Annotated in this window: 14 protein-coding genes and 1 pseudogene; 6 read left to right on the top strand and 9 right to left on the bottom strand. The window is 74.2% G+C overall.

The annotated features are described in order from the left end of the window. Nucleotides 1-16: 16 nt before the first annotated feature. From Q7L65_RS01625 to Q7L65_RS01600, 6 genes are all read right to left on the bottom strand, one after another. Nucleotides 17-2,032, bottom strand: a complete 2,016-nt coding sequence (locus tag Q7L65_RS01625; protein WP_304718468.1) for an SWIM zinc finger family protein — start codon at nucleotides 2,030-2,032, stop codon at nucleotides 17-19. Beyond that, complete coding sequence (locus tag Q7L65_RS01620) at nucleotides 2,029-3,198, bottom strand: VWA domain-containing protein (RefSeq protein WP_304718467.1); 1,170 nt, start codon at nucleotides 3,196-3,198, stop codon at nucleotides 2,029-2,031. The genes Q7L65_RS01625 and Q7L65_RS01620 overlap by 4 nt, the downstream gene beginning before the upstream one ends. Next, on the bottom strand, nucleotides 3,195-5,552 hold the full coding sequence (locus tag Q7L65_RS01615) for a DUF5682 family protein (protein ID WP_304718466.1): 2,358 nt from the start codon (nucleotides 5,550-5,552) through the stop codon (nucleotides 3,195-3,197). Before Q7L65_RS01615 ends, Q7L65_RS01620 begins: the two co-directional genes overlap by 4 nt. Further along, nucleotides 5,549-6,655, bottom strand: coding sequence for an AAA family ATPase (locus tag Q7L65_RS01610; protein ID WP_304718465.1), 1,107 nt, complete (start codon nucleotides 6,653-6,655; stop codon nucleotides 5,549-5,551). Before Q7L65_RS01610 ends, Q7L65_RS01615 begins: the two co-directional genes overlap by 4 nt. Further along, entirely contained in the window at nucleotides 6,652-9,675 is a 3,024-nt protein-coding gene (locus Q7L65_RS01605) for a DUF4132 domain-containing protein (protein ID WP_304718464.1), read from the bottom strand. The genes Q7L65_RS01610 and Q7L65_RS01605 overlap by 4 nt, the downstream gene beginning before the upstream one ends. Nucleotides 9,676-9,791: 116 nt before the next feature. Beyond that, nucleotides 9,792-10,748, bottom strand: coding sequence for a hypothetical protein (locus Q7L65_RS01600; RefSeq protein WP_304718463.1), 957 nt, complete (start codon nucleotides 10,746-10,748; stop codon nucleotides 9,792-9,794). A gap of 186 nt (nucleotides 10,749-10,934) precedes the next feature. Here Q7L65_RS01600 and Q7L65_RS01595 point away from each other — a divergent pair, with 186 nt between their 5' ends. The 4 genes from Q7L65_RS01595 (at nucleotide 10,935) to Q7L65_RS01580 (ending at nucleotide 13,421) form a co-directional block, all read left to right on the top strand. After that, entirely contained in the window at nucleotides 10,935-11,354 is a 420-nt protein-coding gene (locus Q7L65_RS01595) for a hypothetical protein (RefSeq protein WP_304718462.1), read from the top strand. Between the two features lie 81 nt (nucleotides 11,355-11,435). Further along, the gene (locus Q7L65_RS01590) at nucleotides 11,436-11,591 is read left to right on the top strand and encodes a hypothetical protein (protein WP_304718461.1); all 156 of its coding nucleotides are present in this window, start codon (nucleotides 11,436-11,438) and stop codon (nucleotides 11,589-11,591) included. Between the two features lie 28 nt (nucleotides 11,592-11,619). Continuing rightward, entirely contained in the window at nucleotides 11,620-11,964 is a 345-nt protein-coding gene (locus Q7L65_RS01585) for a glutathione S-transferase N-terminal domain-containing protein (protein WP_304718460.1), read from the top strand. A gap of 62 nt (nucleotides 11,965-12,026) precedes the next feature. Beyond that, complete coding sequence (locus Q7L65_RS01580; protein WP_304718459.1) at nucleotides 12,027-13,421, top strand: dipeptidase; 1,395 nt, start codon at nucleotides 12,027-12,029, stop codon at nucleotides 13,419-13,421. A 201-nt stretch (nucleotides 13,422-13,622) separates the two neighbouring features. Here the strand turns inward: Q7L65_RS01580 and Q7L65_RS27635 are convergent. Continuing rightward, nucleotides 13,623-13,736 (bottom strand): annotated as a pseudogene (locus Q7L65_RS27635) (DUF1707 domain-containing protein); the annotation flags it as partial. Between the two features lie 10 nt (nucleotides 13,737-13,746). Further along, nucleotides 13,747-14,523 carry an alpha/beta fold hydrolase gene (locus tag Q7L65_RS01575; protein ID WP_304718458.1) on the bottom strand — a complete coding sequence of 259 codons (777 nt, stop codon included), beginning with the start codon at nucleotides 14,521-14,523 and terminating at the stop codon, nucleotides 13,747-13,749. A 97-nt stretch (nucleotides 14,524-14,620) separates the two neighbouring features. On the opposite strand from Q7L65_RS01575, the gene Q7L65_RS01570 reads away from it, so the two are divergent. Together Q7L65_RS01570 and Q7L65_RS01565 are read left to right on the top strand one after the other, a co-directional pair. Next, nucleotides 14,621-15,769 (top strand): sorbosone dehydrogenase family protein, encoded by a 1,149-nt coding sequence (locus tag Q7L65_RS01570; RefSeq protein WP_304718457.1) that lies wholly within the window; start codon nucleotides 14,621-14,623, stop codon nucleotides 15,767-15,769. Between the two features lie 76 nt (nucleotides 15,770-15,845). Next, nucleotides 15,846-17,192: an NAD-dependent malic enzyme gene (locus tag Q7L65_RS01565; RefSeq protein ID WP_304718456.1), complete on the top strand. Its 1,347-nt coding sequence runs from the start codon at nucleotides 15,846-15,848 to the stop codon at nucleotides 17,190-17,192. A gap of 107 nt (nucleotides 17,193-17,299) precedes the next feature. Here Q7L65_RS01565 and Q7L65_RS01560 read toward each other — a convergent pair whose 3' ends face one another. Continuing rightward, entirely contained in the window at nucleotides 17,300-18,223 is a 924-nt protein-coding gene (locus Q7L65_RS01560) for a DUF5996 family protein (RefSeq protein ID WP_304718455.1), read from the bottom strand. Between the last annotated feature and the right edge of the window lie 43 nt (nucleotides 18,224-18,266).

Raw genomic sequence — 18,266 nt, 5'->3', positions numbered from 1 at the left:
GCGCGCCATAACACGGTCACGACAGGTCGCGCGCGAGACGCGTGAGGGCGGCGAAGGCGAGCGCGGCGGCGACGACCGGCTGGGAGTCGCCGCGCCCGGCTGCTCGCGCGTCCTCCAGCGCGATCTGAAGTCGGCGGGCGGCGGTGTGGAGACGGTTCGAGCGCAGCCGCGCGAGGTCCTCCGCCAGGGCGCGTGCCTGCTGCGCAAGCTCTGCATCGGCGCGCTGCGCGCCGGTCGTCAGCAGCGCGCCGAGCAGCGTGCGCGCACGCTCCAGCGAAGCGGTCACGGTGGTGGCGGCGGATTCGGCGGACGTGGCGGGGACGGGTCGGAGGGCGGCGTCGGTCGGCGGTGCGGCGGAGATGAACGCGTCGGTCGCCGGCTGCAGCATCCGGCGCGCTTCGTCAGGTCCCTCCATCACGACGGCGGTCGGTTCCAGCACGAGTGGGTCCAGCGAACGGACATGACCCGCCGTCAGCACGATCCGTTCTTCGCCGCTGAGCGCTGCGAGCAGCGCTTCGGTCCCGGCGGCGGCGCGCGAGAGGAAGGGGTGGCGCAGGACGACCGTGTCACCGCGTCGATCGCGCGCGCTGATCACGACGGCTTGGGCGGCGTGGGAGAAGCCGCTGTCGCGGACTCCCGCCAGCGCCAGCGCGACCGGTGCGTCGGCCGCGCGGCGTGGCGCCAGCGACGCGGGCTGCCGCGTCGCCGCGAGGGCCTGCACGCTGGCGGCGTGGTCGCAGAAGGCGGGGCCCAGCAGCTCGCTCCACGCGAACGCCTGCGGCGTCACCGACACCGGGCTGCGCCCGAACGAGATGCGACCGTCCGCGCTGCGGCGCGCACCCTGCGCGACGACCTGGCCGGCGCCGTAAGCGCGCAGCGGCACGTCGCGCACGTGCGCCGCCGCGAGTGCCGTGAACGAACGTGCCGGTACGGGCGGCACGGGATCGACGGTGGTCGAGAGCAGCGCCGACGGAGTCCCGTCACCGACAGCCGCGAGGTGAGCGACGACATCGACGGTCCGCCCGCGTCGTCGCACGGAGGTGCCGAGCCCGACGAGTCGTCCGCTGCCGACGTCGCGCGCCGGTTGGTTCTCGAGGCCGGCGACGAACGCGCGCGGCGGCCAGGGTGCGTCGAGTTCCAGCAGGCGCAGGCGCAAAGCCGCCTCCCCGGCGGTCTCCGCGAGCGTCACCGGATCGTAGGAGGCGTCGCCCGCGTGATGGCGGCGGACCAGTTCGGCGAGCTCGTCGAGGCAGGCGGCGGGGGAGGGAAGCGCGGCGCGCCAGCACGCCTGCGCAGCGGCGGCCAGCTCGCCGGGGAGCGTCCGGCCGCCGCCCGCGGCGCCGTGCTCGACCAGCCGCCGCAGCGCGTCGTGCGCGTCGCGAGGCGGCGGCGCGCCGGGCGTGCGCGCGGTCTCGACCACGCCCGCGGTCGACGCGGCCGGCAGCTCGCGGAAGGCCAGCGCCGCGGCGAGCGCGTGCGAGCACGGCATCGGCTGGGAGCACGAGCAGCGCGCGTGCTCGATCGCGTGCGGCACGGAGAAGACGACCGTGCGGTCCTCGTCGTGCAGCGTCGCCCACGGGCGGATGCCGCGAGCTAGCGTCCAGGTCGTGCCCGCGGCGAGGCGGGCGCGGGCACGCGCGAGGGCGCGCCTGCCGGCTGGGGGCGGGGCGAGCCGGGCACGGGCGGCGCCGCCACCGCCCGCGGCTGCGGCCAGCGTGGCGTCGTCGAGCGTGCCGGGATCCCAGGGCTCCGGGTCGGGTGTGTCGTGCAGCGCCTGGTAGGCGAGCACGACCGCGACGACGTGACGGCAGACGCCGAGCACGGGACAGGTGCAGTGCCCGTCGTGCAGCGCGACACCGGGTGCCAGCGCGACCGTATGCTCGCCGACGGTCGCCGCGACCGTGCCGTCGGGCTGCTCCTCGACTTCAACCGCGCCGGCCTCGACGTCATGGCGTGCACGTCGCAGGGCGCCGCGCGTGGAGTGCGCGGCGAGGTCGTCGTCGGTCAGCGAGAGCAGGTCTCGGCGGGTCATGCGCTGACTCGCTCGGCGACCCACTCGGCCAGCTCACCGGGCGTCATCGCGCCGACATCGGCGCCGGCGTCGGCGAGGCGCCGCGCGATTCGCTCGTCGTAGGCGGGGCGCGCGTCGGTGGACAGCGCCCCGAGTGCCAGCACGGTCGCGCCGTCTTCGACGAGCGTGTGCACCGCGGCGATCAGGTCGCCCTCCGAGCCGCCTTCGCAGAAGTCGCTGATCAGCACCACGATCGAGCGGCGCGGCTGCTCCAACAGGGTGGCGGCGTGGCGCACGGCGCGCGCGATGTCGGTCCCGCCGCCGAGCTGAACGCGCATCAGCACCTCGGTCGGGTCGTCGCACGCGTGCGTGAGGTCGACGACCTCCGTGTCGAACGCGATCAGGTGCGTGCGCATCAGATTGCCGAGCTCGGCGAAGATCGACGCGGTCACGGCGGCGTGGATCACGTTGTCGGCCATCGAGCCCGACTGGTCGACGAGCACGACGACCTGCCACCGATCGGTGTGGGGACGGGTGCGCGCGGCGAACAGCGGTCGCGCGATCCCCAGGCGGCGCGCCTGCGGATCCCAGCGGTCGAGGTTCGCGCGGACGGTCGCAGCGGCGTCGAAGTTGGCGGCGACGCGGCGACGCGAGCGCGTGCGCGGATCGCGCGCCCCCTGCAATGCCGAGGCGACCGGTGCGGCCAGGCTGCGGCGCAGTTCGTCCACGACGACCCGCACGATCTGCCGCGCCTGCGCGAGCACCTCCGGGGCCATCAGGTGTCGCGTCGTCAGGATCGCCTTCAGCAGCGCGACGCTCGGCACAGCGCGGGCGAGCACCGCCGGGTCCGTGACGAGCGCGAGCAGCTCGTACCGTTCCAGCGCGTCGCGCTCGATCCGCTCCGCCACGCGCCGCGGGAACAGCTCGTGGACGGAGGCGATCCACGCCGGCACGTACGGGTCGGACGGCCCCAGGTCGGCGCCCAGCTGCTGCGCCGCCGGACGTCGGCGCACGTTGCGGACCGCGTCGCGCTCGCGGTCGTAGAGGAAGGCGAGCGCCGCGTCGCGTGCGGCGTCGGTCGCGGCGTCGGTCGCGCGATCGGCGTCGGCGACGCCCAGCGCGTCGTCCGCCTCGACGCCGAGCACGAGCCGCCAGCGTGCCAGACGCGTCTCCACGGCGGCCGTCACGGCCACTCCACGCCGGTACGGGCGAGCAGGTCGTCCAGCTGGCGCTCCAGGGCGGTCATCGCCGCGACCGTGGCGCCGGCCGTGGCCGCGTCGCCGGGCGCCACGGCGTTCGTGTCCGCGTCGCCGGCGACGACCAGGTCGTCGTGCCGCGCTCGCACCCCGCGCCCTGCTCTCGTCAACGCACGTGCCAGCGTGTCCTTCTCGCGTGGTGTGAAGACGCTGAAGGCGCGCCGCAGCGCGGGCAGCGCGGTGAGGAACCCCTCGTCGTCGAGCCCGCTGACGACGGCGTCGACCGCCGCGCGCAGATCGTCGCGTCGCGCGACCACGTCACGCGCGAGCGTGAAGAGCCCGTACAGCAGGTCGCCGAGCTCATCCGCCGCCGCCGTCACGTCGACGAACGCCGCGACATCGTCCGCTTCGCCGAGCACCCAGAGCACGCCGAGCGCCGCACCGCGCACGCCCGGCTCCACGGCAGTTGCGTGTGCGACACGGCGCAGACCGGCGTGCAGCACGACCGCGTCGAGTCCCGCGGCCGGGCCCGCCCGCTCGAACGCCTCCAACACGGCGGCGACCGCGCGCAGCCCGGTCGCCTCGCGCAGCGGCGCTCCGGTGATCGGATCCAGCAGCCACAGCACGCGCTCCCATGCGCTGCGCAGCAGCCGGCCGATCGCGGCCTCGCCGCTGCCGCGGATGCGGCGCTCACGCTGCTGCAGGTCGAGCAGCGCCCACAGCGCGTCGGCCACCGAGCCGGCGTCGGGATCGGTCTCGATCGCCTCGCTGAGCTGCTTCGCCAGCGGGGCCGCGAGCGCATCGGCGCCGCAGCGGAGCGCCTGCTCCAGCAACAGCGCGGCGGCGCCTGCCTCGTGCGCGAGCGACGCGACGCGCTCGCGCAGTCGCGCGTCGACCGCCTCCTCGACGCCGGCTCCGTAGCTGGCTGCGTCGATCGCCGCCGTCTCGTAGTCGACCGCCTGGCGCAGCTCCCACGATTCGTGCGCGTCGGCGTCGTCGCGGCGCACGAGCTGGAAGCCGGGCAGTTCGAGCACGGTGACGGCGTGCAGCAGGCGCGAGCGGGCGAGGTCCGAGGGCGACGCGAGGTCGAGCGCGACAGTGCGGATCCGTGTCGTCGGCGCGAGCCCGCTCCGCTGCAGCCGCTCGGCCAGCTCGCGCACGAGCGGCGGCAGCGGCGCGTCCGCGGCGAGCCGTCCGCGCCCGCTCCCGCGCAGCACCTCGTGCAGCGCGTCGAGTGCCGGCACGGGCAGCCCGAGCGCCAGCTCGTCCTTCACGAGCGCGCTGAGGACCGCGTCGGCGAGGTCCGTCCGCCACACCTGAGCATGCCCGCGCAGCCGCGCGAGGGCGACGGCGGTCGTGTGCAGGACGACGAGGTCGGCGGTCGAGATCGCCTGCCCGCGGGCGTGCAGTCGTCTGCGGACCTCCGCCAGCACCCGCTCGGCGGCCGTCTCCTCGCCGTCCTCGCGTTCGCGCGCCGCCCATGCGCGATCGTAGAAGCCGGGGCTCGGCAGCCCGGCGCCATACCCGGCGGTGCGGTCGAGGCGGGCATGGTCGTAGGGGGTGAGGGCGAGTGTCGTCGGCGTCGCTGCGCCGCGCTCGGAGGCATCCGCGGCCGCGGAGTCCGCTGCATCGCGCGCGGCCGCGCCCGCGGCCGCGCCCTCGTCGTCACCGGCCACGGCCAGCGCCGCCCGCAGCGCCGGTGCGTGCAGGCCGCCGACCACGACCAGCGCCGGCCCCGGATGCAGCGCTCGCGCCGCGCGCACGTGCACGGCCATCGCGCGTTCGCGCCGGGCCGTGAGCGGGTCGACGTGCCCGTCGAGGGAGCGCAGGGCGTCCCACAGCTGGTCGGTGCGCGTGAGGTAGGTCGCCGCGTCGGCGTGCGGTTCGACCTCGGCGATCCGATCCCATGCCGCGTCGAGGCCGTCGACGCCGAGACGGGCGCAGAACGCGGCCAGCGCCTGGGCGCGCAGCGTGTCGTCGTCGTCGGCGTAGCGGTCTCGCACCGTCGGCACGGAGCCTTCCGTCCGCGCGAGCTCACGCCACGGCAGGTCGATGAAGGCGACGTGCGCGCCGAGCGCGAGCCCCTCGCGCACCGCGATCCACTCCGGCGAGTGGCGGCAGAACGGGTGGTGGGCGGTGTGGCGCACGCCGTCCAGCAGCAGCGAGGAGGAGACCGCGATCGGCGGGACGTGGTCGAGCGCGAGCTCGCCGATGCGCGGGTTGAAGTCGGACGGACCCTCGACGAGCACCGTCGCGGGTCGGTCGCGGCGCAGCAGCTCCCGCACGGCATGCGCGGCCGCCGGACTGTGGTGACGGACACCGACGACGCGGAATTCGGCGTTCACGGCCCGGCGAGCTGCTCGGCGGCCGCGTCCAGCGCATGCCAGGCGTCGCCGGCGTGGCCGTCGGTCGCGCGTCGCAGGTAGTGGCGCAGCCGCAGGACGTCCGCCGGGTCGTCCTTGGCGGCGGTCGCGGCGAGCTGCGTGACGACGTGATCGGCGGTGACCTCGCCGGCACCGAACCAGTGCGCCTGGGCACAGGCGGCGAAGCAGACGGAGACGACCTCGGCGGTGCTCATCGCCGACGACAGCGGCTCCAGCGCCGCGCCATCCTCGGTGCGCCCGGCGCGCAGCTCGCGGCAGGCGGTGACGAGCGCCTGCGTCAGCTCCGGGGCGGTTCGCAGCGGCACGTCGGCGACCGCGAGCCGGCGGTCGGCCTCGCGCTCGACCAGCTCCAGCTCCGCCTGCGGGTCGGCGATCGGCAGGACGGTCTCGAAGCTGAAGCGGCGCTTGAGCGCGGCGCTCATCTCGTTGACGCCGCGGTCGCGCGTGTTTGCCGTCGCGATCACGTTGAAGCCGCGCCGGGCGAACAGCGTGCGCGCGTCGCCGTCCAGTTCGGGGATCGCCAGCGCGCGCTCGGAGAGAATCCCCAGCAGCGCGTCCTGCACCTCGATCGCGCAGCGCGTGATCTCCTCGAAGCGGACGATCGCTCCGGCGCTCATCCCGCGATGCAGCGGCGCCGGCACGAGCGCGCGGGCGCTGGGGCCCTCGGCCAGCAGCAGCGCGTAGTTCCACGAGTAGGCGATCGCGTCCTCGGTGGTCGCGGCGGAGCCTTGGATCGTGAGCGTCGAATCGCCGCTGATCGCCGCTGCCAGCAACTCCGACAGGAGGCTCTTCGCGGTGCCGGGCTCGCCGACCAGCATCAGGCCCCGGTCGGTCGCGAGCGCGACGACGCAGCGCTCGACGAACGCGCGCGAGCCGACGTACTTCGGCGCGACGCCCAGCTCCGCATCGCCGCGCACGAACGCGAGCACCGAGCGCGGCGTCAGCCGCCAGCCGGCCGGGCGCGGCGCGGCGCCGTCGCGCGCGGCGAGCTGCGCGAGCTCGGCCGCGTGCAGCTCCTCCGCGGGCGGCCGCTGGCGCTCCTCGCGCACGACGGCACCGCTCATGCGAGCGCCTTCGCCTGGATCGCCAGCAGGTCGGCGAGCACCTCGCAGCGGACGATCGGGTCGACCTCGCCCCAGTGCAGCGCCTGACCGCGCGCGCTGCCGAACTCCCACGCGCGCTCGCTCGACCCCACGACGGCGTAGCAGCGCTCGACGGCCTGCGGGTCGGCGTCCTCCATCGAGCCGACCGGGATCCCGTCGTACTCGACCGTGACCGTCACGCCTGCCGCCGGGAACTCCTTCACGTGGTTGGAGAAGAGACCGCCGTCGGCGATCCCCTCGCGGTGCCAGCCGCGCCGATCGAGCAGCCCGACGAGCGTCCGCGGCGGGACATGGTCGGTCGCGAAGCGCGTGATGTCCTGCTGCGCCAGCTCGTCGTCGCGCAGGTCCGCGACCGAGCGACCGAGCTGGGGGAACGGCGGCACGATCTCGTCGGCGGCGAGCGTCTCGCTCCATGCCGCGCGCTGCGAGCGATCGAGCTGGAGCGGGTGCACGATCGTCACACGCTCGTCAGCGGCGAGCGCGAAGGGGGCGTCGTCGGCGTCGGCGAGGTCGCCCTCGTCGGTCAGCCGGAAGGTGCGGCGCGCGCCGGGCGTGGACGCCGCGAGCACGAGCAGCCGCACCAGGTGGCGCAGCAGCGGCTGTGGGGCGACGTACGTCGTGAACTCCTCGACGCTCCACGAGCGCTGCGTCACCATTGCGTCCTCCAGCCGCATGACCTGGAGCTTCGTGGTGTCGGCGACGAATCTGCGCAGCTCTCTCCACTGCTCGCGCGCGGCATCCGCGAGCGCGGGATCGTCTCTGACGCCGGGCGGTGGGAGCGTGGCGCGCAGCTTGCCGGCGCTGTCGCGCACCATCGGCTTCAGCTGGGGGCCGAGCACGAACGAGAACTGGCGCGGGCCGTAGTCGAAGCTGCGGCTGCCGTCGGCGTCGAGCCCGGCGTCGGGCACGATGCGGTCCTCCAACTGGGCGCGCGACAATCCGCGCTCGCGGGCGATCTGCTCCATCGCCGTGCGCGCCTCGTTCTGCAGTCCCTTGAAGCGCAGTCTCTGCGCGATGCCGTTGAGCAGCATCAGCGCCGTCTCGCTGCCGATCGTCCGCAGCACGCGCAGCCCGGTCCGCGCACGCGAGTGACGGCCCTCTCCCGGCCAGGCGCGCACGAGCGGCGTCAGCCGCTGCGCCGAGCGGTCGCCGCCGAGCTGGCCGACCGCGAGCAGCGCCCACGCGTCGCGCGCGGGGGCGCCGGCGGCGGACCAGGCGCTGAAGAGCGCCCACGCGAACTCGTCCGCGGAGGCGGGGGACAGCTCGGCGCGGGCCGCGGCGGCGGGGTGCACGTCGTCGACCGACTGCTTCAGTGCGAGCAGCAGCCGCACGACGTCCTGCTCCCGCAGCATGGCTTCGCCGTCGCGCTGCAGCAGCGGCGGCAGCGCCGCGGGGTCGAGCCAGCCCGGCAGCCGTCCGGAGATCGGCTCCGTCGCCTCCAGCCAGGCCGGGGTCTGTTCGAGCGTGGATCCGCCGATCGACTCGGCTGCCGCGGCGAGCGCCGCGACACGCTCGGCCGCGGGACCCTGCAGCTGCGCCGCGGCGCGCCGGCTCGCGTCGGATGTGGCGGACGTGCGCAGCAGCCGTCGCAGCTCGTCACGCGCGGCGTCCGCCGACGCTCCGCTGCGCGACAGCAGCGGGGCGAGCCCGGCGACCGCCTCGGCCGGGTGGTCGTCGAGCCATGCGCGCGCCGCGTCGGGCGCGCGTGAGCCGAGGCCGGCGAGCGCGACCGGCGCCATCGCGGGATGGTGCACGCGGCGGAAGAAGGCGCGCGCGTTGACGCTCGCCTCGCCGCGGTTGGGCGAGCGCAGCAGCGTGCGCTGAAGCCAGTCCAGGCGGTCGGTCCCGGTCACCGCGAGCCATGTCGCGGCGCCCACCTCGTGGCTCATGTCGAGGCCGAGCCGGACGGCCTCCTCGACGAAGCGCTCGGCCGTCGCGAGGCCGAGCAGCTCGCACATGTGGCCGATACGGCTGCCGTACAGCTCCCCGAGCCAGTTGTCCGGCCATGTCGCCACGACCAGCTCGACCTCCTCGTGCATGCCGAGCGCGCCGGCGAGCGTGAGCTCCAGGCCGTAGACGTCGTCGGGGTTGGAGAGCTGCGGACGCAGCGACCGCTCGACGGCCTCCCGCAGCGACGCGCGATCCGCCTCCGACAGCAGCGGCAGCAGCAGCGTGCGCGCGCGTGCCGCCCAGTCCCACTGCGCCGAATGACCGTCTTGTCTGCCGAGCCCGCCGATCAACACCTCGACGATGTCGGTGGCCGGCAGCAGCGCCAGCGCGGCGGGCAGCCGATTGGCCTCGGGCAGCTGCGAGTCCCCGCTCAGCCGCAGGATGTCGTCGCGCGAGAGCTCGACGTCGAGGCCGCGTTCGAGCTCGGCGCGCAGCGCCTCGGCCGGTCTGCGGTTGCGTACCTCGGGCCCGCCGTGATAGGCGAGGCGCAGCCAGAACGCGGCGGTCGCGGGGGAGACGTCGTCGCCGAACGGCGAATCGGCCCAGTGCCACCAGCCCCAGTGGTGACGGGTGCCTCTCAAGCCGCGTCTGACCGCTGCGACGTCAACGGGCGCGTCGCTGCGCTGCAGCGGCGGCGGCAGTGGCAGCCACGACGGCAGCGCGAGCTCCTGCGGCGTCAGCTCGATCGCGGAGCGGTCGGCGGGGCCGGGGGCGGGCGGGACGGCACCCGGGCTGGTGGGCTGGGCGTCGGCGGCGGGGCGCGCGGCGCGAGGCGGGGCCGGCACCGCGCCGGCGTCGGCCCGCAACGCGATCGTGCTGCTCGCGTCGGCCACGTAGCCCTTGCGCGTCTTCTCGCCGACGAGCTTGTCCGCGGCCGCCGTCGCGGCGGCGCCGTCGGCGAACGCTCTCTGCTTCTCCTGCCCGTCGGTGCCGACGCGGCCCCAGCGGGTCACGAGGACCGGGCCGTCAACCGCGACGGCCCAGAACTTGTGAGATGTCCCCTGCTCGAAGACGTACGTTCGCGTCCGCACCGAAACCTCTGACATGTCGCGGTCGCGCCAACCATACCCACGCAGCGATTCCCGAACAGACGCGATGAAATCGCGCGACACGCCGGCCGTCGCGGCGCGCCTGCTCCCCCGCTGGCCTACTCGTACACGACGATGCTCGGCGCGGGTCGCAGCCGCAGCACCTGTTGCGGGGTCATCAGGCCCTCGTCCTCTCTGTAGAAGAGCTTGAAGCCCTTCGCCGGCCATGGCAGCTGGCCGGCGAACTCGCGGTACTTGGAGGTTTTCACCGAGCGGGTGCCGAAGCCGTCGATGTTGAGCGAGACGGCGACCCACTGGCGCTGGGTCAGCTGCTGCTCGTCGGCGATCATGTCGTTGGTGAATTGATGGATCAGCAGGAGTTTCTGCGGCAGTTGGTTGATTCTCGTCAGCATGTCGAGGTAGTAGGAGACCTCGTTGACGTCGGCGGCGGTGGTGGCGCCGATCTCCTGGCCCGGCACCGCTCCCTCCGGGACCTTCCACTCCGGGTCCAGCGCGAGCGAGACGTCGGGTTCCTTCAGCCAGCGCTGCAGCCGTCTCGTCTCGGTCATGAAGTCCGCGTGGCCGGGCTGGATGTCGAGGATCAGGATCGCGCCGATTCTGCGCGCCGCCCGCAGGTAGCGGCCGATCGTCGCGTCGTCGGTGCGCAGCGAGTAGTCGCCCGTCTCGCCGGGATCGGCGGTCGCGATCGAAGCGAGCAGCTCGAACGCAGGCAGGACGGGTCGTCTCGCCTGCTCGTAAGCCTCCGCCTGCGCCAGCAGTCTGCGTCCGGCCGCATCGGGTGAGCCGATCCCCAGCTCGCCCAGCTCGTCGTCGGTCGGGTGGCCGTAGAAGCCGACGACGCGCCGGTCGGGAATGATCCGCCGGCCTCCGCCGGGGAGCTGCGGCAGCTGGGCGGCTTTCGCCTTCGCCGCTCTCGCCGCCTGCTCCGTGCCGTCGTCGGCACCGCCGATCGCGCCCGTCGCGACGGCGATCGCCGCGCCGAGCACCAGCACCACCGCCACAGCGGTCAGTCGTCGGCGCCGGAACGCGGCGCCGCTCTGGATGTTCGATCTCATTGGCGGCTCGCCGTCGACCCTAGCCGTCGCATCGCCGCTTGTCATGCCCGCGACGGGCGGCGGCTAACGGCGAGCGGCTCCGGCGGGGCTCGTTCAAGCGCGCTGCATTGCGCCGCGGCGCGCGTGTCGGCTCGCGGACGCCGGTGGTTGTCAAACGGCGTGGCGGCCACCATGCTTGCGCGCCAGGTGGGGTTCACACGCAACAGCTCGCTGGTCGCGCTGGCGGTCGTCGCAGGCGCGCTCTGCGCTGCCGTCCCGTCCGCGGAGGCCGCGCGGCGGCCGACACGGGCGGAGGGGACGGCGATCAAGCGGCTGGCGCTGGAGGTGTGCCCGACGCCCGTCGGCCCATGCCGCTACTCCGGCGCGCGCGTCTCGACGCGCAACCCCCGCTTCGCATGGGCGAATGCCATAGGCGAGGGGTTCTCCGGGGCGCTGGTGAAGCGGCCGAGACCGCATGGGACCAACTTCAAGGTCGTCGGCACGGGTGGCGGCGGGATCTCGTCGTGCTCCTACTGGCGCAAGCGCGCGCCGAGACCGGTTCTGCGCGACCTGCGCATCGGCGGGCTGCTGAACGCGGCGGCGGGCACCTCCGGCAACTGCGGCTGAGCTCCACTTCGCGGCCGCTGCAAGGCCAGGGTCGCGCCGCGCCATGAACGCGGTGACGGCAACGCCTGCGAGCGCCTCGGCGTGCTCGACCGGCGGCTCGGCGAACTGGATCAGCTGATCGTCAGCGAGGCGCACGACGGCGAAGAAGCCTGCCTCCTCGGCGCGTTCAACCAGTACGTCCGCATGACAGGAACGGCGGGCCGCGCGATGAGTCTGGCGCGTCGCGGCGGTCATTGAAGGACCGACCACGAGCGGAGGACGAGCGATGACCAGCCACCCCGACGAACGAACGCCGAGCGACGCAGGAACGGTGACGGCCGCCGCCGGGATCCCGACGCTGTACGTCTGCGACGGCGACGACAGCGGTCCGCGCGTGCATCCGTGCCGCCGCGTCCAGGAGGCGCTGCACGCGGCCGGGATCCCCTACGCGAGAGTGATCGCCGCCGCGGGCAACCCGATCCCGTTCCTGCGCAGAGGCTCGCGGGAGCAACTGCGTGAGGTGACGGGAGACACGAAGCTGCCGGCGCTCGTGCTCCCCGACGGCACCGTCGTGACCCACTCGCGCGCGATCCTGAAGTGGATCTCGCAGCAGCCGGCGCCGTCGCGCTGACGGCGGCGGCGGGCGCGCCGTCGCGGGATCGCGCTCGCCCCCGCCGATAGTGTGCCGTCGCTATGAGCGAGCTTTCCGGTGGGGTTGAGTCGAACGAGGACGCGGCGCTGCGGGATGCTGTCGCTGCGTCGATGGGGCGGGCGCGCGCGGACCTTGCGGAGCTGGTCGCGCTGCGGTCGGTCGCGGATCCGCAGATCGAGCCGCCGGAGCAGTGCGAGCAGGCGGCGCAGTGGGTCGCGCGTGCGTTTGCGGAGGTCGGGCTGGGCGACGTCGTGGCGGCGCCGACGGCCGACGGCAGCAGAGCCGTGCACGGCTGCGCGCCCGGGCCGGCGGGGTCGCCGACAGTCCTGCTCTACAGCCACTACGACGTCCAGCCGCCGCTCGGCGAGGACGCCTGGGAGACGCCGATCTGGGAGCTGACCGAGCGCGCCGACGGCCGCTGGTACGGGCGCGGCGCGGCTGACTGCAAGGGCAACGTCGTGATGCACCTGACGGCGCTGCGGGCGCTGAAGCAGGTGTACGGCGGCAGCTTCCCGTGCGGGATCAAGGTCATCTGCGAGGGGTCCGAGGAACAGGGGACCGGCGGGCTGGAAGCGTTCGTGCCGCCCAACGCCGAGCTGCTGCGCGCGGATGCGATCGTCGTCGCCGACACCGGCAACTTCGCCGTCGGCGTGCCGACGCTGACGACGATCCTGCGCGGCATGGCGGAAGTCGACGTGACGCTGAGGGCGCTCTCCAGCGCGATGCACTCCGGCATGTTCGGCGGGCCGGCGCCCGACCCGGTCGCGGGCCTGATCCAGCTGCTCGCGACGCTCCACGACGAACGCGGCAACACGACCGTCGACGGGCTCGACGCGAGCGGCCGCTGGGACGGCGTCGAGTACGCCGGCGAGCAGTTCCGCAGCGACGCGAACGTGCTCGACGGCGTCGCGCTGACGGGCGACGGCGCCGTCGCCGACATGCTGTGGGCGCGGCCGTCGGCGACGATCGTCGGGATCGACGTGCCGTCCGTGATCGGCTCCGCCAACGCGATCCAGGCCTCCGCCCGCGCGCGCGTCAGCCTGCGCGTGCCGCCCGGCACGACCGGCAAGGCCGCCCAGGACGCGCTCGTCGCCCACCTGCGGGCGCGCGTGCCGTGGGGGCTGCGCTGCGAGCTGGTGCGCGGCGGGACCGGTGACCCGTTCGCCGGCGCGCTCGACGGCCCGGCGTTCGAGGCGATGCGCGGCGCGATGGAGCAGGCGTTCGGGCGAGCGCTGGCGCGGGCGGGCCAGGGCGGCTCGATCCCGCTCTGCAACGTCTTCGCCGACACCTATCCCGAGGCGGAGATCATGCTGCTCGGCGTCGAGGAGCCGAAGTGCCTGATCCACGCGCCGAACGAGAGCGTCGACCCGGGTGAGATCGAGCGCACGGCGCTCGCCGAGGCGCTGTTCCTGCGGCGGTTCGGGATGACGTCGTGAACGGGCGGATCGCCCGCGCGTCGCGCGCGGCTTGCGCCACCATCCCCGCCTGCTGTTTGACGTCGCCGAAGAACGCGCGACCGCGGACCTCGACGTAGACGCCCTCCGGCACGAGCAGCTCGACGTGCCGAAGATCGTCTTCGCCTCGATCAGGATCTCGCTCGCCGGCACGTGCGCCTCGCGCAGGTCGAGCACGACCTCGATCCGGTCTGCCAGCTCCTCCAGCGTCAGCCGCCCTTCCCCGGCGGCCGTCCGCAGCCGCTCGACTGTCTGCTCGCGCTCCCCGTCGGACCCGCGAATCCCCGGATCTGACATCTCCGACACGCTAGCGCCGCGGCGGCGCGGTGGTCGTCAGGAACGCCGTGATCGCCGCGCCGAGCTGCGGCGCCGAGGCGGCGGTGACGTGGTCGCCGGGGACGATCTCGCAGCGGGAGTGGGGGAGGGCGGTGGCGAGGGCTTCGGCGTCGGCGGGGTCGTCGTCGGCGCCCATCGCGACGAGCGTGGGGGTGGTGATGCGGGCGAGGGCCTCGGGCGGGGTGTCGAGCGACTGGCCGAGGATGTGCCCGAGCGCGACGGGGTCGGCGCCGATCCGCTGCATGAAGGCCTGCGCCTCCCATCCCGGCGAGCCCGGCTCGATCGTGCCGAAGTTGGCGACGACGCGGCGGAACGCGTCGCCGCGCTCGCGTCTGGCGGTGCGGGCGACGCCGTTGAGCCCCATGCCGGCCACGATGGCGCGGCCCGGGGTCGCGCCGCGCACCAGCATCCGCACCGTCGTGCGGCCGCCGAGCGAGTATCCGCCGAGGTCGTAGTCGGTCAGGCCGAGCTGCTCGATCAGCGCGAAGGCGTCGTCGGTGACGACGTCGGAGGGGTAGGCGGCGGCGTCGTGGGGCCTCGCGCTGTCGCCGTGGCCGCGCAGGTCCGGCATCACGACGCGGCGGCCCTGAGCGGCGACCGCGGCGGCGTGGCCGGGGAGGATCCACTGGACGGTCGCGGTCGAGAGGAAGCCGTGGATCAGCACCACCGTGCGGCCTTCGCCCAGTTCCCGGTATGCCAGCGACGCGCCGTCGCGGCCGCAGAAGCGATGGATGGGAAGGGCGGGCATCTCGGCCCGCGATCATCGCAGTGGCGCGACCGCGATGGTCCCGACATGCGAGATTGAGGGCGTGCGAATGCGGCTGTCGGCAGCTCTGGTCCTCTCAATGGTCGTGGTGGCAGCGAGCGGCGGATCGGGGATGGCCGCCGCCGCGGCGCCCGCGCGCCTCGAAACGGTCGGCACGTTTGCCCAGCCTGTCGCCGTCACCGCGCCTGCCGGCGACCGCGCGCGGGTCTTCGTGGTCGAGCGGCGGGGCCTCGTGCGGATCGTGAGGGACGGGCGGACGCTGCGGCGGCCGTTCGCCGATCTCAGCCGGCAGGTCGTGCGACCGCACGGGCCGGAGACGGTCGACCAGCGGGGGCTGTTCTCGCTCGCGTTCGCACCCGACTACGCGCGCAGCGGGCTGCTCTACGCCTTCTTCGTCGACCGCCGCGGCCATCTGCGGGTCGACGGGTTGCAGCGCGATCCACGCGATCCCGACCGGATCGATCCGCGCAGGCGCCGCACCGTGATCGACCTCGGCCGCGTCAGCCTCCAGCACCACGGCGGGCAGTTGCAGTTCGGTCCCGACGGCATGCTGTGGATCAGCACCGGGCAGGACGACGAGCCCGCCTCCAGCCGCGACCTCCGCTCGTTGCACGGCAAGCTGCTGCGGATCGACCCGCGCGGCGGGCGCGTCGAGCGGCCGTACCGGGTGCCCGCGGACAACCCGTACCTTGCGACGACGACGCTGCCGGGCGACGCGCCCGCCGACGTGCCCGCCGCTCGCCCCGAGATCGCCGCGCGCGGGTTGCGCAATCCGTGGCGCTTCTCGTTCGACCGGCCCAGCGGGCTGCTGCTGATCGGCGACGTCGGCGACACCGCGTTCGAGGAGGTCGACGCGCTGCCGGTGAAGCGGGCGCTCGGCGCGGACTTCGGCTGGGACCGCGTCGAGGGGCGCGAACGGCGCGGCGGCGGCACGATCCCCGGCTACGTCGCGCCGGCGATCGTCCATCGCCACTCGCGCCAGTGGTGCGCGGTCGTGGGCGGGCTGGTCGTGCGCGACCCGCGCCTGCCGCGGCTCGCCGGCAGCTACCTCTACGGCGACGTCTGCAGCGGCTGGCTGTGGGCGGCGCGCTTGGACCGCGCCGGTCGCGCCCACGGCGACCGCCGGCTCGCGCTGCGCGTGCCGTACCTCGTCTCGTTCGGCACCGACGGACGCGGGCGCGTCTACGCGGTCAGCCTCAGCGGCGCGGTCGTGCGGCTCGTCGGCTGAGCCGCGCAACACGCCCGCAACGCACGCGGCGCCGTCGTCTGCTGACCTATTCGCATTCCACGACGAGGCGACTGATATGGCACTTGACTGCACCTACCGTCTGCGCATTCCCCATCGGGCGGGGCAATTGGCGATCGTCGCCGGTCGCATCGCCGAGCACGGCGGGCTGATCGGCGACATCGCGACGATCTCGGTCGCGCGCCACGAGGCGCTGCGCGAGATCACCGTCGAGGTGCGGGACAAGACCCATGCGGACGAGCTGGCGGCGGGGCTCGGGGCGTTGGAGGACGTGACGGTCAGCTGGTACCACGACCGCGCGTTCCTGGCCCATGACGGCGGCAAGATCAAGGTCGTCGGCGAGCGCACGATCAGATCGAACCAGGACGTGCGCGACGTGTACACGCCCGGCGTGGCGCGCGTCTCGCAGGCGATCGCGGACTTCCCGGAGCTGGCCGCGCGCTTCACCTCGATCGGCCGCAGCGTCGCGATCGTCACCAACGGCACGCGCGTGCTCGGCCTCGGCGACATCGGCCCCGTCGCGGCGATGCCGGTGATGGAGGGCAAGTCGCTGTTCTACAGCCAGCTCGTCGGCATCAGCGCGGTGCCGATCCTCGTCGACACGAAGGACGTCGACGAGTTCGTCGAGACGGTCGTGCGGATCGCGCCGGGCTTCGGCGGAATCCACTTGGAGGACATCTCCGCGCCGGCCTGCTTCGAGATCGAGCGCCGGCTGATCGAGGCGCTGCCGCAGCCGGTGATGCACGACGACGTCCACGGTACCGCGGTCGTCACCTTCTCCGCCGCGATCGCCGCCTGCCGCCACGTCGACAAGCGCCTGGACGAGGCGGTCGTCGGGCAGATCGGCCTCGGTGCCGCCGGCTTCGGCATCGCGACATTGATTCACGACGCCGGCGTGCACCGTGTGCTGGCGACCGACCCGAACCCCCAGGCGCAGGCCCAGGCGGCCGCGAGAGGGATGGAGATCCACGACCTCGAGACGGTCATGCGCGAGTCCGACGTGATCGTCGCGACGAGCGGCAAGCCCGGCCTGATCACGCCTGAGATGGTCCGGCCCGGACAGGTCGTGCTCGCGCTCACCAACCCCGCGCCCGAGATCGAGCCCGCCGCCGCGTACGCCGCCGGCGCCGCGTTCGCCGCCGACGGCACCAGCGTCAACAACGTGCTCGGCTACCCGGGCATCTTCCACGGCGCGCTGCTGGCCGGCGCGAGCGCGATCAACCTCGAGATGAAGCGCGCCGCCGCGTGGGCGCTCGCGGGACTCACCGTCGAGTCCGAGCTGGTCCCCGACGTGCTCGATCCCGCCGTCCACGACGCCGTCGCCCAAGCGGTCCGCCAGGCCGCGATCGACAGCGGCGTCGCGCACGAGGAGCTGCCGCTGGAGGCGTTGGAGACCGGCTTCTAGTGTCGTGAGGCGCCGCGCGGGTCGCTCGGCTGGTCACTTGACATCGTCGCTCTCCTTCATCCGTCGACCAGCTCCTCGAAGCGGTCGAGACGCTGGCGCGGGGCTGACTACCGGATCGGCGGCGGCGTGCCCTCGGCGCTCGCCAGCAGTACCGGGTCCCACTCGCAGACCGAGCACGCGTGCCGGAACGCGGAGCGGGTGAACGCGACCGCGGTCGCGTGCGGATCGGCGCTGGCGACGATGTCGTCCCAGTCGAGCACGTACTCGCCGAGCGCCTCCTCCCAGCGCGCCGCCGCCGGCTCCAGCGTCGCGTCGGAGAAGTGGTCCGGCGCGGGGTGGGCGTAGGCGTAGAAGGCCGGCTTCGGATAGCGCGCGTCGCCCGGCCACCAGCCGACCGCGACCTCCTGGGAGTCCATCGCGTTGCGCATCAGGAAGTCGTCGGACGGCGGCTGCGCCTCCTCGCCGGAGAAGAGGCTGACGGCGAGGTCGAACGATCCCCACCACGCGTTGACCGGGGTCGAGCGGCCGCGGTACGGCGCGCGGAACTCGGCCAGCACGAGCGCGACGCGCGTGACCACGGCGAAGTAGCGCTCGACCTCGGCGGGCACGTAGGTGGAGTGCTCGTCGTCGTCGAGCAGCGAGATTCTCCACGGCACCTCCTGCGGCGTCGGGTCGATCTCGAACGTGCCGGCGAACCCGTGCAGCGCGGCGAGCAGTTCGCGCGCGACCGTGCCGACGGCGCGATCCGGCCCGAGCGCGATCCGTGCGCTGCGCCCGTCGCTGTGCTCGGCGACCGCCTCGTGCGCGCGCAGATCCAGGGCGACGACGAACACGCCGGAGCCGTTGGGCGCCGGCAGCGGCAGCGTCTCCCACCCGCGCGCGGTCAGCCGCAGCGCGGCGTGCTGCAGCTGCGGCGCCGGCGGCGCAAGCGCGACGGCGAGCTTTCCGAGCACCTGCGTGTGCGCGTGGACCGTGTCGCACGTCGCCTGCCAGGAGTCGTAGGACGGCAGCTGCGGCCAAGGGGAGGTCATGGGGTGACGGTATACCCGTCGCGTCGTTTCGCTCAAGGAATCG

It is taken from the genome of Conexibacter sp. CPCC 206217, assembly GCF_030646165.1.
Classification (GTDB): Bacteria; Actinomycetota; Thermoleophilia; order Solirubrobacterales; family Solirubrobacteraceae; genus Conexibacter.
Note: the sequence above shows the minus strand (reverse complement) of the source record. Positions and strands in the feature narration are given on the sequence as shown.

What these genes read in the sequence shown, in the direction of transcription:
- Q7L65_RS01610 (WP_304718465.1), bottom strand. Translation starts at nt 6,655, where the DNA reads ATGAGCGGTGCCGTCGTGCGCGAGGAGCGCCAGCGGCCGCCCGCGGAG.
- Q7L65_RS01580 (WP_304718459.1), top strand. Translation starts at nt 12,027, where the DNA reads ATGAGCGAGCTTTCCGGTGGGGTTGAGTCGAACGAGGACGCGGCGCTG.
- Q7L65_RS01575 (WP_304718458.1), bottom strand. Translation starts at nt 14,523, where the DNA reads ATGCCCGCCCTTCCCATCCATCGCTTCTGCGGCCGCGACGGCGCGTCG.
- Q7L65_RS01570 (WP_304718457.1), top strand. Translation starts at nt 14,621, where the DNA reads ATGGTCGTGGTGGCAGCGAGCGGCGGATCGGGGATGGCCGCCGCCGCG.
- Q7L65_RS01600 (WP_304718463.1), bottom strand. Translation starts at nt 10,748, where the DNA reads ATGAGATCGAACATCCAGAGCGGCGCCGCGTTCCGGCGCCGACGACTG.
- Q7L65_RS01560 (WP_304718455.1), bottom strand. Translation starts at nt 18,223, where the DNA reads ATGACCTCCCCTTGGCCGCAGCTGCCGTCCTACGACTCCTGGCAGGCG.
- Q7L65_RS01585 (WP_304718460.1), top strand. Translation starts at nt 11,620, where the DNA reads ATGACCAGCCACCCCGACGAACGAACGCCGAGCGACGCAGGAACGGTG.
- Q7L65_RS01625 (WP_304718468.1), bottom strand. Translation starts at nt 2,032, where the DNA reads ATGACCCGCCGAGACCTGCTCTCGCTGACCGACGACGACCTCGCCGCG.
- Q7L65_RS01565 (WP_304718456.1), top strand. Translation starts at nt 15,846, where the DNA reads ATGGCACTTGACTGCACCTACCGTCTGCGCATTCCCCATCGGGCGGGG.